Raw genomic sequence first — 13,409 nt, 5'->3', positions numbered from 1 at the left:
GGTCCACGCATATCTGCACCCACACCACCAGTTCACCACGCAACGCGGTCTTTGACGGACACACACGGACCCGGTACCACACCAACGCAACCGTAATCGTCATATCATATCTAGTACCGTTGCGACCCACCCGGCTTAAGGAGGAGCATATGCGCTACGCGCAGATCGGCACCACCGGCGTCAACGCCTCACGCGTGGCGCTGGGCGTGATGCGTCTGGAAGGCAAGAGCAGGCAGGAGGCGGCCGACATCGTCGGCACGGCCATCGAGCAGGGCATCAACTTTTTCGATTCCGCCGACATCTACGGGGCCGGTCGCAGCTCCGAAGCCCTGGGCCGCGCCTTGGAGGACGTGGACGCGCCCCGCGGCTCCGTCTATCTGCAGTCCAAGGTCGGCATCGTGCCTGGCCAGCGCTATGACTTCTCCAGACGGCATATCCTGCAATCCGTGGATGAGGAGCTGGTCAGGCTCCGCACCGACTATCTGGACTTCCTGCTGCTGCACAGGCCCGATACGCTGGTGGACGTGGATGAGCTGGCCGAAACGTTCAATGTGCTGCAGACCGAGGGCAGGGTGCGTCATTTCGGCGTCAGCAATATGAATCCGATGCAGATCGGGCTGCTGCAAAGCGCGTTGAGCCAGAAGATCCAGGTCAATCAGCTGCAGTTCGGATTAGGGCACAACGGAATGCTCCGGCAGGAGTTCCACGTGAATATGGATGACGCCGCCGGCGCCGACCATGACGGTGGCACGCTCGCCTACGCACGGCTCAAACGCATGACGATCCAGGCGTGGAGTCCGTTCCAGGATTCCGCACTGGGCGCGACCTTCATCGACGATCCCCGTCGCCCGGAGCTCAACGCCACGCTCTCCCGCATCGCGGACGCTCACGGCAGCACCAAGAACGCGGTGGCCACGGCGTGGATCCTGCGGCATCCTGCAGGGATCCAGGCGCTGGCGGGGTCGATGAACCCCGATCGGCTTACGCAGATGATCGCCGGTGCGGATCTCGAACTGGACCGGCAGGAATGGTACGACCTGTATCGCGCCGCCGGCAACGATCTGCCTTAGTTTCGTCGGTCGCGCCGACCGCGTCCCTCGCGTCCACTCCCGGCCATCCGCCGCACGGGAACCTCGTGCGGCATGTCGCACTATGATGTGAGCGTGCATTACTTTACCCCGAAACGTTGCGCGTCGTCGAACAAGATCATGTATCACGACAAGGCCCAGGCCCAGCGCGCCGCCGACGAGAGCTTCCGAGAGCGCGGCATCGAGCTATGGGTGTACCGGTGCGAGCTGTGCGGGACATGGCATCTGACCAGCCGCGATCCGGATACATCGTATCGGTACGTGCCGTTGAACCAGCAGATCAGGCCCCATTCGCGCAAGAAGGGGTACAAGCCGCGGCGACGGTAGCCGTGGGCCGCGGCATCGCACATGGCGCCGTCCGGTGATTAGTCGCGACGGTTGTGACGGTGGTTCACCCAGGCTTTGGAACCGCGGTCGGCCAGTTGCGTCAGCACCGCGCCGAAGGCGGCGGATCCGGCCGCGAAGAGCAGACTCATCAGCAGCCCCTGTTGCTGCGCGTCGGTGCCGGGTTTGCGGGCCGTGCCTTTGTTCCACAGCGTCTGGAACAGTTTGCCCGCAACCAGTCCGGCACAGGTGGGAATCAGGTATTTGATGAGCTTGTCGCCCATGGAATCGGGGTCGTTCAGCCGCTGTTCGCGCATGGCGTTCACCCTTTCATCGATGGCATGGAACCCCGCCACCACCCGGTCGGCCGAGGTGCCGGACCCGCCGGCGTATGCCGCGTACTCATCACTCATGGTTCCATGATAGACGCGGCGCGCGGCTGAATCACGCCTATCGGTGTTGCACGGCGGGCACCGTGCCCGGTCGGGAGTACAGTTAGCAGTATGACTGACAAGATTGTTGGCGGCAATGAGGCCCCCAAGCCCGGACGCCTGGTATTGCTGCGCCATGGACAGACCGCGTGGAGCGTATCCGGGCAGCATACCGGAAGAACCGATATCCCCTTGACGGCCGCTGGCGAGCACCAGGCCATCGAGGCGGGCATTCGCTTGCGGGAGGCGTTCCCCGATGGGTTCGCCGAGGGGTGCGTGTTCGCCAGTCCGCTGCGGCGGGCGCGGCAGACGGCCGCGTTGGCGGGATACGGTTCGCATCAGGTGTTGCCGTTCATCGCCGAATGGGATTACGGGCGTGCCGAGGGGCGCACCCGGGTCACGGTGGGTGAGCTGTTGGGCCGGACGTGGGATCTGTGGCGCGACGGCACGGAGTCGCTGCCCCCTTCGATGGACGCCGATTGGGTCGAGACGCTGCCGGACGGCACGCAGGTTCCGGTGCACAACGGTAAGGGCGAGACCTTGGACGAGGTGGCCTCCCGTACGCGGCTCGCCATCCGTGAGGTGGTTCCGCTGATCGAGGCGGGACATGACGTGCTGCTGGTTGCGCACGCCCATGTACTGCGCATTCTGACCACGCAGTGGCTGGGCGTCAACCCGTCGGCGGCCCGTCTGCTGCGGCTGGATACGGCGCGGTATTCGGTGCTGAGCCGGTACAAGGGCGATAACGTCATCGAACAGTGGAATATCTGAGGAAAATCCGACGCCACGCTTCCAACGGTATGACAACGTGTGCAGTATCCTTGAAACGTTGTCATACCGATGCCGTGACTGTGGCTGCGTGGCTGCGTCACGATGATGCAGGGAGGCGTGTGCATGGACAAGGCCGGTATTCGTGAGGTGGCGGAAGCCGCCGGTGTGTCGATTTCCACCGTATCCCGTGCGTTCACCCGGCCGGAGCTGGTTTCGGAGAAGACACGCAACAAGGTGCTGGAAACCGCGGACCGTCTGGATTTCAATATCTCCCGTTCGGCGACCGCGCTGAAATCGGGGCAGACCTACCGCGTGGCGCTGCTGATGAACGAGGACATCGCCAGCTGGTTCAATACGCAGGTCTTCGCCGGGATCGAGTCGGTGATGCATGACGCCGGCTATGACATCTCGCTATATCAGCACATCGACACGGCGCAGGCCAGGCGCGAGTTCTTCTCCACGCTGCCGGTGCGGCGCAACGTCGATGCCGTGTTCGTGGCCTCGTTCGCGGTGGATCAGCAGGAGATCGAGCAGCTCAAGCGCATCCATGTGCCGATCTTGGGCGTCAACACCCCGACGATCGAAGGCTTCGACGCCTCGATCAGCATCGATGACGAGGACGGGATGTTCACGGCGGCCCAGCATCTGATCAACCTGGGGCATCGGCATATCGTCTACACCTGTTCCGCGCCGGTGGAGACCATGCACTCCAGCATTGACGCGCGCGGGCGCGGGTTCATCCGTGCCTGCGAGATCGGCGCGCAGAACCATGACCTGCAGTGGGAGGTGCTGACCGTACCCCGCGGCACGGAGTTCGTGGAGTCGACGCTGTCGGCGTTGCTGGCGCTGGATGATTTCCCGGACGCCATCTGCTGCCAGATGGATATGATGGCGATTCCGCTGGTGCTGCGGTTGGGACGGTACGGCCACCACACGCCGCAGGATTACTCGATCATCGGATTCGACGACGCGCCGTACGCCGACACCGTCGGTCTGACGACGATGCGGCAGAATCCGCGCGAGATGGGCCGAGCCATCGCCCGCAAGGGACTGAGCCTGATCAAGGGGGAGCCGGTGGAGCAGCCGCACGAACTGGTCAAGGCGCATCTGGTGCTGCGCGACACCGATCAACTGTATACCGGCGAGTAGCGGGCCTCAGGCCAACAGGAACCGGACCAGCCCCTCGTAGTCGGCGCCCTTGAGCGAGAGCACCGCGGCGGAGGACTCCATCGGATCGGTATACGGCGAGATGCCGGTGCGCAGATAGATGCCGTCGATGCCGGCACTCCGGGCCCCGAGGATGTCGCAGTCCTCGTCATTGCCGACCATCACGGCCCTGTCGGGAGTGACGCCCTGACGGGCCAGGGCGTGGGCGAAGAACTCGCGGCCGGGCTTCCTGACGTGTTCCTCGCTGGAAATCAGCACGTCGTCGAAGACATCGTCCAAGCCCAGCACGGTCAGCTCCGGGCGCGTGTAACAGGATTGGGCGTTGCTCAGCAACACGATGCGCACCCCTTGCCGTTTGAGCAGCCGCAGCATGTCGATGGCACCCGGATACAGCCAGATCAGCCGCGTCGACGCCTGACGGAACACCCATGCGGCCTTGCGGCTCATACGTTCGCCCACGCGCATGCCGCGCAGCGAGAACATCGCGCGGTAGGCGGGCAGCAGATCGGGCTCGTAGAATTCCGCATCGTATCCGGGCGGCACCACGCTGCATAGCGCCTTCGCACCCGTGAACCGGTCGCGCAGCTGGTCGGCGTTGTCATAGTGGGCGCCGGCGTCGTCGAGGAAGTCGCGCAGCTGCTCCCATGCGTCGATGGACTCCTCGTCGGTGCGGATATCGACCAGTGTGCCGTACAGATCGAAGAGCACGACGTCATACCGGCGGGCGCCGGTGTCATGGGCCGTCGCTACCGTGCGGAATCGTTGCATCCCCGAATCCATTGGAACCACCCTCTGTCATATGGCGAATACGCCAAGGCTTTGCGGACCGAGCGTCACACTGGCGTCGTTGACCGTGACCTCTCCCCGGTTGAACACCATCGTAGGGGTGCCGTGCGACGAGTCCGATTCCGGCATGGCGCAGGTTTCGGGCTCAAGGCCGGGATTGAGCGCGACGACCAGGCGTTCCGAGCCGTCCAGGGCGGTGCGTGAGTAGGCGAACAGGCGACCGTTATCGGGTGCGGCGACGACGTCGAACGGGGCGTCGGCGTTGAGCGCGGGATGGCGGGCGCGCAGGGCGAGCAGCCCGCGCACCCACTGGAACAGCGAATGCGCGTCATCCCGCTGGGCCGCGACGGTGGGCGCGTCGGCGGCCGGGTCGACCGGCAGATACAGGTCCGAGGCGTCGGCGGTGGAGAATCCGAGGTTGGCGCTCGCATCCCATTGCATCGGCGTGCGGGTGCCGGTGCGGACGTAGCCGCCCTCCTTGGTGGGCAGGTTGCGGTAGCGCATGCCGATCTCGTCGCCGTAATACAGGAACGGCACGCCGGGCATCGTCAGGATCATGCCGTAGGCGATGGCGAGTTCATCCGGGGTGAGCCGCGGTGCCAGTCGGGCGGTGTCGTGGTTGCAGGTGATCAGACAGAAGTAGCCGTCGTCCCTGGTCGCCTCGTACTGCGGCAGGTACTGGTCGAGGAATCCGTGGATGCTGCCGCCGCCGTGCGCGCAGAAGTAGCTGCGATCATGCTTGCGGTCCAGCGGATCCAGGGTGTCGCGGCACAGCAGATAGTATCCGTTGCGGTCCCAGCTCCAATCCAGGTAGAAGTCCATGTCGAACCCGGCCCGCAACGCCTGTTCGGGCACGCCCCATTCGGAGACGAACGCCGCCTCGGGGTATTCGCGCTTGATGGTGCCGAGCATCTGCCGCCAGGCGGCGATGGTGGCGGTTTTGCCGGCGTCGTCGTTCTTGACCAGCGAATTGGCCATGTCCACGCGGAAGCCGTCGCAGCCCTGGCCGAGCCAGAAGCGCATGACGTCGACCATGGCCTGGCGGGTGTCCTCGGCGGCGGGGGAGTCCACGCCCATCTGCCAGGGGCGTTCGGGGTGCGCGAAGCCGTAGTTGAGCGCGGGCTGGCATTTGAAGAAGTTCAGTACGTAGGTGCCGTCGCGCGGCGCCTCCCCGCCGACGAACGGCAGCCCATCCGCGCCCGACATCCACGAGTCGGTCCAGATGTAGCGGTCGGAGTACTGGTTGCGTTCCGCCCGGCTGCTGATTCGGAACCAGGGGTGTTCCTCGCTGGTGTGGCCGGGGACCAGGTCGAGCAGCACGTGCATGCCGCGCCGATGGGCCTCGTCGAACAGGGTGATGAGGTCGTCGTTGGTGCCGTAGCGCGGGGCGACCTTGAGGTAGTCGCGCACGTCGTAGCCCGCGTCCTTGAACGGTGAGTCGAAGCAGGGGTTGATCCACAGGGCGTTGCAGCCGAGGTCGCGGATGTAGTCGAGCCGGGAGACGATGCCGGGGATGTCGCCGATGCCGTCGCCGTTCGAATCGGCGAAGCTCTGCGGGTAGATCTCGTAGAACCGAGCCGTGGCGAGCCATTGGGGTCGGGGGAACATACTGGGCATGTCGGTCCTTTCTTCGGGGTTGGCGGGCGGCTGCTGGCGGGGACGCGGGTCGGCGCGGCGCGCTCGCATATACCGTCTGATTATGCCACGATGCGGCCGTGAACATGCGAACGTTTACATTACTATGGCGGCGGAAGAGGGGGCGGATGTGGAGATGCGTAATCTCTTGTGAAAAGATGAGGGCAACACGTGTTGCGAACGTTTGCAATACGGGTTATACTTTCATCAGCAATGCGGGATATTGCCTGTACTGAAACGGCGCTTGTGCAATCGTTGTCAAACAGTTGACGCCATGATTGCCAACGTGTTTCGGGGTTCGCCGCATTGCGGGTTCGGATACCGCAGTCGGGCCCGAAGAAAGGAAAAAATCAACGATGATTGCGCGATGGAACAAGGCCTTGGCGGCCGTGGCGGCATGTGCGCTGTTCGCAGGAGGGCTCTCCGCCTGCGAGCCGGGCACATCGGCCAACGGCGACGCCGAGAACATCACCCTGGTCGTCTGGGCATCCCAGGAGGACCAGGCCAATGAGGACTCCTGGCTCCAGGAAATGGAGAAGGCATTCCAGGAGGAACACCCCGAATACAACATCACCTGGAAGAACCAGGTCGTCGCCTCCGCCGACGCCGCGGGCGTGGCCAAGCAGGACCCGACCGTGGCGGCCGACGTCTACTCGTTCGCCTCCGACCAGCTGGGCACCCTGCTGGACGCCGGCGCGATCGGCCAGGTCAGCGATCCGACGATGGCGCAGCTGGAGGAGCAGACCGAAGGCAGCGAGACCATGCTGGACACGGTGCGCGGCGAGGACGGCAACGTCTACGGCGTGCCGCTGGCCGGCAACACCTGGTTCATGTACTACCGCAAGAGCAAGTTCACCGAAGAGGACATCACGTCGCTGGACGCCATGCTGGCCAAGGGCAAGGTCTCCTTCCCGCTGACCAACTCGTGGTACGTGCCGGCGTTCTACATGGGCGCCGGCGGCGAGCTGTTCGGTCCCGACGGCACCGACGGCGCGGCCGGCGTGCAGTTCGGCGGAGAGATCGGCGCGGCCGTGACCGAGTACCTGGTCAATTTCCGCAACAACCCGAACTTCGTACTCGACTCCAACGGCTCCGGTCTGGCGGGCCTGAAGGACGGGTCGGTGGACGTGGTCTTCACCGGCAACTGGGACGCCGCCACCGTGCGCGCGAACCTCGGCGACGACTGGGGCGTGGCGCAGCTGCCCTGCTTCACCCTGAACGGACAGCAGGTGCGGATGAAGGCGTTCGCCGGATCCACCGTGTACGCGTGGAATCCGTACAGCAAGCATCCGAAGGCCGCCGACCAGTTCGCCGCGTTCCTGTCCGGCACCTACTCGCAGGAGAAGCACTACACGATGCGCTCGGTCATCCCCTCGGACGTCAAGGTGGCCGCGCTGCCCGAGGTCGAGGCCGACGCCGTGGCCCAGGCACAGATCGATACGATCGCCAACACGTCGGTGGTCCAGCCGTCCATCTCGGAGATGAACAACTTCTGGGTCCCCTGTGAGAACTTCGGCAAGGCCATCTACAACGGCGAGGTCACGCTGGACAACGCGGCCGAGCAGACCGAGCGGTGGATGGCGTCCTACGAGAGCCTGATGTGACGCAAGGAAGGGTTTGAACATGGAAGCAACCGTTTCGCCACGCCCCGCCAAGCGTGGCCTGATCCGCCGCAAGACGGACTATATCCCGCCGTCGCGCTACACGCTGCGCGCGGCCGCCAAGGACGGCGACGCCCTGACGCGCCTGTCGTTCCTGATCCTGGGCGCGGGCAACATCGCCCGCAAGCAGATTGTCAAGGGCCTGCTGTTCCTGGCCGTCGAGATCGCCTACATCGTCTACATGGCGACGGTGGGCGTCGGCAGCCTCGGCACGCTCGTCTCGTTGGGGTCGCGCACCCAGACCCGCCAGAAGATCGACGGCTACTGGTACTACGACGCCGGCGACAACTCCGTGCTGCTGCTGACCGCCGGCGTGGCCACGGTGTTCATCACCGTCCTGTTCGTGGTGTTCTGGTCGTACGCGGTGCGCAGCGCCTACAAGGCGCAGGTGCTCCAGCGCGAGACCGGCGCCGCGCCCACGCTGCTGGACGACTGGCGCAACCTGACCGACCGCAACGCGCAGGTCTCGATGATGTTCCTGCCGGTGGTGGGCATCCTGGTGTTCACCGTGCTGCCGACGCTCATCATGATCTGCATCGCGTTCACCAGCTACGACTCCGATCATGTGCTGCTGTTCGACTGGGTGGGCTTCAAGAACTTCGGTTCGCTGTTCGCCGAGACCGGCGCGGTGACCGCCGACCAGTTCGTGCGTGTGCTCGGTTGGACGCTGATCTGGGCGATCTTCGCCACGTTCCTGAACTTCTTCTTCGGCCTGTTCCTGGCGATGATCATCAACCGCAAGACCACGCACTTCAAAGGCATGTGGCGGTCGATCTTCTCGCTGTCGATGGCCGTGCCGCAGTTCGTCTCCCTGCTGGCCATCAACCAGATGCTCCAGCCGGAGGGCGCCATCAACAGCACGCTCGAATCCTGGGGGTGGATCACCGATCCGCTGCCGTTCTTCACCGACCCGACCTGGGCCCGCGTGACCGTGATCGTCGTGAACCTGTGGATCGGCATCCCGTTCACCATCATGCAGATCACCGGCATCCTGCAGAACATCCCCGCCGACCAGTACGAGGCCGCCAGGATCGACGGCGCGAACTGGTGGCAGACGTTCACCCGCATCACGATGCCGTACCTGGTGTTCGTGCTCACCCCGTACCTGATCACCACGTTCACCGGCAACGTGAACAACTTCAACGTCATCTACCTGCTGTCCGGAGGCAACCCGACCGCCGTCGGCGACACCGCCGGCTCCACCGACCTGCTCATCACCTGGCTGTACAAGCTCACGGTGGATCGCGGCGACTACAACCTCGGCGGCGTCATCGGCATCTTCACATTCGTGGTGCTGGCGATCGTCTCGCTGATCACCTACCGCAGCAGCGGTTCCTATAAGAACGAAGGAGGCTTCCGGTGAGCCATGCAACCCAGTCGGCCACTGTCAAGGCCGAAAGCAATCCGTTCCTGCACGACCAGCGCAAGCGGCGCATCGTGGGCGATGTGCTGAGCCACCTGCTGCTGGCGGTGCTCGCCATCATCTGGATCATCCCGATCGCGTGGGTGGTCATGGAGAGCTTCAACGCGAACCCGGGTCCGTACAACCCGTCGTTCTTCCCGGAGGAGTACACGCTGGACAACTACATCCAGCTGTTCACCGACACGCACATCCTGAACTTCCCGAAGATGTTCATGCACACCTTCATCATCGCGGTGATCTCATGCCTGATCAACGTGTTCTTCGTGCTGTGCGTGGCGTTCTCGATGAGCCGCCTGCGCTTCCGCTTCCGCAAGTCCTTCATGAACGTGGTGCTGGTGCTCGGCATGTTCCCGAACATCATGTCCGTGGTCGTGATCTACTTCATCTTGAAGTCCATGGGCCTGACTCAGGGCATCGGTGTCACCATCGCGCTGATCCTGGTGTACTCCGCCGGCGCCGGCGCGGGCTTCTACGTGATGAAGGGCTACATGGACACCATCCCGATGTCCCTGGACGAGGCCGCCGCGCTCGACGGCTGCACCCGCTGGCAGACCTTCCGGCTGATCATCCTGCCGGTGTGCAAGCCGATGCTCGTCTACCAGGCGCTGACCGCGTTCCTCGGTCCCTGGCTCGACTTCGTGATGGCCAAGGCCATCTGCCGCACGCAGGACAACTACACGGTGGCGCTGGGCCTGTACCAGATGCTCAGCCGTGAGTACCTCAACTCCTGGTTCGCCCGTTTCGCGGCCGCCGCCGTGATCATCGCCATCCCGATTGCCATCCTGACGATCGTGATGCAGCGTTACTACCAGGAGGCCATGTCCGGCGCGGTCAAGGGCTGAGCCCGCGCTCGAAACCGACACCGGTCACGCGGACGGAGGCGGGGGAATCCCTTTCCTCCCCGTCTCCGTCCCGCGGGACGGTGGCCCGGAGCAATGACCATCGTTGCCTCGGGCATGTACCATCGTTGTCATGCAAGGAGTTCCGATGACGCAACCCCGTGATTACCAACGTGCCACGGTCAATCCGATTTCCATGTTGCCCGTGTACGACGGCGAGCTGGGCGCACGCCTCACCGCCGACGGCACGGCGTTCACCGTCTGGGCCCCCACCGCCGAAGCCGTGACGCTGCGCTTGTTCGCCACCGGTTCCGACGACGAGCCGGGCGCACGCGCCATCGCCGAGCGTCCCATGGCGTCCGGCCCGCGCGGCACCTGGCATGTGGAGATCCCGGAATGGCTGGCGGGCGTCTACTACGACTTTCTGGTCGCCTTCCCCGACGGCACCGTGAACCGCGTCGCCGACCCCTGGGCGCGCGCGGCCGGCGTGAACGGCGCGCGCAGCATGGTCGTGGACCTGGCCCAAACGGACCCCGAAGGGTGGGACGAGGACCGCGGCCCCGAGATTCCCGACGGCGAACTGGTCGTGTGGGAGACCCATATCGGCGACTTCAGCAACGACCCGGACTGCGGGGTGCCCGCAGAACATCGCGGGCGGTTCCTGGCCTTCACACATGACGGAACCCACATCACGGGCGATCCCGCATCGCCCACCTGCCTGAACTACCTCAAGCGACTCGGCGTGACCTGCGTGCAGCTGCTGCCGTTCTACGACTACGGCTCCGTAGACGAGACCCTGCCCGAGGACGGCCAGTTCAACTGGGGGTACGACCCGGTCAACTACAACGTGCCCGAAGGCTCCTACAGCACCGACCCCTACCACGGCGAGGTGCGCATCCGCGAATGCAAGACCATGATCCAGGCCCTGCACCGCGCCGGGTTCAAGGTCATCATGGACGTGGTCTACAACCACATGTACTCCGCCGACAACTGGTTCGAGCGCATGGTGCCCGGCTACTTCTGCCGCCGTACGGACGACGGGGCGCTCGCCAACGGCTCCGGCTGCGGCAACGACACGGCCAGCGAACACGCCATGTTCGGCCGGTACATCGTGGATTCGGTGACCTACTGGGCGCGCGAATACCACATCGACGGGTTCCGTTTCGACCTGATGGGTCTGATCGACGCGGAGACGATGAACGCCGTGCGCGCCTCGGTCGACGCACTGCCCGGCGGACGGGGGATCCTGCTGTACGGCGAACCATGGTCGGCCACCGATTCGGCCGTGGAACCCGGCACGATCCTGGCGAACAAGGGCGGCGCGCTGCGGCTGGACCGCCGTATCGGCTGGTTCTGCGACGCGACGCGCGATGCGATCAAAGGCCATGTGCTGTACGCCGACCAGGCCGGTTTCGTCAACGGTCTCGGCCGGGCGTTCGCACCGTCCGTACGCAAGGCGGTGGACGCCTGGCACGGCGCGGTGGGCGAGCCGAAGGACCCGATGCAGCTGGTGCAGTACGTCTCCGCGCATGACGACCTGACGCTGTGGGACAAGCTGTGCGCGACGATGTGCCCGGGAGGGCCGACGGAGGCGGACTACGCGGCCGGCGCGGCAGGCGGGGCAACCGGCGAAGCGGCGGGTCGTGCCGGTGGCGGTGCGGCAGGCGGCGAAACCGGCGGATGCCACGGCGACATCGCGGACATGCTCGCGGCCAACGCGATGGCCGCGGGACTGGTGATGACCGCCGCCGGCCTGCCGTTCCTGCTGTCCGGCGAGGAGTTCGCCCGTACCAAACTCGGCTGCTCCGACTCCTTCGACAAACCGGCGGAACTCAACCTGCTCGACTGGCATCGTGCCGCGCGGATGGCGTCGCTGGTCGAGTGGTACCGGACGCTGATCGCGGTGCGGCGCGGCCATCCCGAACTGTGCCGGGGCGCGCACGTCGCATTGCCTGCGGGTCCGGAGGTCGCGGCCTATCGGGTCGGCGATCTGGTGATCGCCGCCAACGCCGGATACCGTCCGGACGAACTGGCGGTTTCTTCCGGGGGCGCGGAGGCTGACGCGGCCTTGTGGCGGCGTATCGCCGATTCGACGCAGGCGTTGGCTTGTGGCGGCGGCTCTCAGGTGACGGTCGGGCCCTCCGGCGCGGTCGTGCTGCAGCTGCCCGAACGGTCGTTCGTGATATGGCAGGCGCCGGCGGCGGCCTGACGGCGGCGCGGCGGCCATGTGACGGCGGTCCTGCGGCGGCCTGACGGCCGGGCGGACAACCACACGGAACCGTGCGGACAATCAAGCGGACAAGGCGCGGCTGAACGCGCCAAGAGGCGAAAGGAGACGAATCATGGCGGACAACGTGGTGGCGGGGCATGACGCCTCGCTGGACAATGCCAAGGGCATCACCACCTTCGCGATGAAGATCATCGCGCTGCTGCTGGTCATGCTCGGCTCGGCTTCCACGGCGGTGCTGCTGCCCGGGATCGGGGACCTGGCCTCGGCGGACGTCGGGGCGTTGACCGGCGTGGTGGCGGCCGACGCGTTCTCCTGGTGCGCGGTGCCACTGTACGCGTGGATGCTGGTCAACGGATTCCGGCGCACGCACGCCGCCGGATGGTATCTGGCCCGGTTGGCGGCGTTGGCGGTGATCTGCGAAGTGCCGTACGACATGGCGACATCGGGGCGCCTCTTCGACATGGCATCGCAGAACCCGGTATGGGGGTTGTGCATCGCGCTGATCGCGCTGATGACGCTCCGCGCGTTCCGGGGACGCCGTGACGCGGCGGCGTGGGCGATCAGGATCGCGGTGCTGTTCGCGGCGCTGCTGTGGGTGTTCCTGTTCAACGTGGGGCTGCGGCTCGGGCTGGTCGGCGAGGGGTTGATGACCCTGGTGTTCGCCGTGATCTTCTACACGCTGGATAGGCGCGAGAACACGATGATGCTCACCGCCGGCGCGTTCGGCGCCTGCATGTTCATCCTTCCGGTGCTGGGCGTGATGCTGCTGCACTGGCGCTCGCGGAATGAGGGATATCCCGCTCCGTGGGTGAAGTGGCTGTTCTATGCGCTGTATCCGCTGCAGCTGGTGGTGTTCGGGCTGATCGGCATGGCGTAGCCGCCCGATGAGCATATCCCGACACATGCTTGCAAGCGTTAGCATCCTGCGATAGGCTGTGGCGTGTGCCCCCGTGGGCGTCACGACTGCGGTCATATGGCGTATCGGGTGGGTGTGGCGTTCCAAAAATATGAAAAACATAGGGTTGACGGCGGTCGTCTCGGGCGTTTCGTCGAT

At 65.2% G+C, this 13,409-nt stretch carries 12 protein-coding genes; 9 read left to right on the top strand and 3 right to left on the bottom strand.

The genetic code is table 11. The annotated features are described in order from the left end of the window. Positions 1 to 149: 149 nt before the first annotated feature. Together OU11_RS03510 and OU11_RS03505 are read left to right on the top strand one after the other, a co-directional pair. On the top strand, positions 150 to 1,070 hold the full coding sequence (locus tag OU11_RS03510) for an aldo/keto reductase (protein ID WP_033514532.1): 921 nt from the start codon (positions 150 to 152) through the stop codon (positions 1,068 to 1,070). Positions 1,071 to 1,163: 93 nt separating this feature from the next. Beyond that, positions 1,164 to 1,415 (top strand): hypothetical protein, encoded by a 252-nt coding sequence (locus tag OU11_RS03505; protein ID WP_033514545.1) that lies wholly within the window; start codon positions 1,164 to 1,166, stop codon positions 1,413 to 1,415. Between the two features lie 38 nt (positions 1,416 to 1,453). Here OU11_RS03505 and OU11_RS03500 read toward each other — a convergent pair whose 3' ends face one another. Further along, positions 1,454 to 1,825, bottom strand: coding sequence for a DUF4235 domain-containing protein (locus OU11_RS03500; protein ID WP_033514531.1), 372 nt, complete (start codon positions 1,823 to 1,825; stop codon positions 1,454 to 1,456). 90 nt (positions 1,826 to 1,915) lie between these two features. Here OU11_RS03500 and OU11_RS03495 point away from each other — a divergent pair, with 90 nt between their 5' ends. Continuing rightward, on the top strand, positions 1,916 to 2,614 hold the full coding sequence (locus OU11_RS03495) for a histidine phosphatase family protein (protein WP_033514530.1): 699 nt from the start codon (positions 1,916 to 1,918) through the stop codon (positions 2,612 to 2,614). Positions 2,615 to 2,737: 123 nt separating this feature from the next. Continuing rightward, positions 2,738 to 3,763: a LacI family DNA-binding transcriptional regulator gene (locus tag OU11_RS03490; RefSeq protein ID WP_033514529.1), complete on the top strand. Its 1,026-nt coding sequence runs from the start codon at positions 2,738 to 2,740 to the stop codon at positions 3,761 to 3,763. Between the two features lie 6 nt (positions 3,764 to 3,769). Here OU11_RS03490 and OU11_RS03485 read toward each other — a convergent pair whose 3' ends face one another. Continuing rightward, positions 3,770 to 4,561, bottom strand: coding sequence for an HAD family hydrolase (locus OU11_RS03485; RefSeq protein ID WP_052122598.1), 792 nt, complete (start codon positions 4,559 to 4,561; stop codon positions 3,770 to 3,772). A 15-nt stretch (positions 4,562 to 4,576) separates the two neighbouring features. Further along, on the bottom strand, positions 4,577 to 6,184 hold the full coding sequence (locus tag OU11_RS03480; protein WP_033514528.1) for an alpha-amylase family glycosyl hydrolase: 1,608 nt from the start codon (positions 6,182 to 6,184) through the stop codon (positions 4,577 to 4,579). A 374-nt stretch (positions 6,185 to 6,558) separates the two neighbouring features. Here OU11_RS03480 and OU11_RS03475 point away from each other — a divergent pair, with 374 nt between their 5' ends. The 5 genes from OU11_RS03475 (at position 6,559) to OU11_RS03455 (ending at position 13,232) form a co-directional block, all read left to right on the top strand. Continuing rightward, complete coding sequence (locus OU11_RS03475; protein ID WP_033514527.1) at positions 6,559 to 7,806, top strand: extracellular solute-binding protein; 1,248 nt, start codon at positions 6,559 to 6,561, stop codon at positions 7,804 to 7,806. Between the two features lie 19 nt (positions 7,807 to 7,825). Further along, on the top strand, positions 7,826 to 9,226 hold the full coding sequence (locus tag OU11_RS03470) for a carbohydrate ABC transporter permease (RefSeq protein ID WP_033514526.1): 1,401 nt from the start codon (positions 7,826 to 7,828) through the stop codon (positions 9,224 to 9,226). After that, positions 9,223 to 10,128 carry a sugar ABC transporter permease gene (locus tag OU11_RS03465; RefSeq protein ID WP_033514524.1) on the top strand — a complete coding sequence of 302 codons (906 nt, stop codon included), beginning with the start codon at positions 9,223 to 9,225 and terminating at the stop codon, positions 10,126 to 10,128. Before OU11_RS03470 ends, OU11_RS03465 begins: the two co-directional genes overlap by 4 nt. Before the next feature lie 145 nt (positions 10,129 to 10,273). After that, on the top strand, positions 10,274 to 12,334 hold the full coding sequence (locus tag OU11_RS03460; RefSeq protein ID WP_223224141.1) for an alpha-amylase family glycosyl hydrolase: 2,061 nt from the start codon (positions 10,274 to 10,276) through the stop codon (positions 12,332 to 12,334). A gap of 133 nt (positions 12,335 to 12,467) precedes the next feature. Further along, entirely contained in the window at positions 12,468 to 13,232 is a 765-nt protein-coding gene (locus OU11_RS03455; RefSeq protein ID WP_052122597.1) for a TraX family protein, read from the top strand. The last annotated feature ends 177 nt before the right edge of the window (positions 13,233 to 13,409 follow it).

Source organism: Bifidobacterium pullorum DSM 20433, assembly GCF_000771405.1.
In the GTDB taxonomy this organism is placed as follows: domain Bacteria; phylum Actinomycetota; class Actinomycetes; order Actinomycetales; family Bifidobacteriaceae; genus Bifidobacterium; species Bifidobacterium pullorum.
The sequence above is the reverse complement of the archived record's forward strand: the minus strand, read 5'-3'. Positions and strand labels throughout refer to the sequence as shown.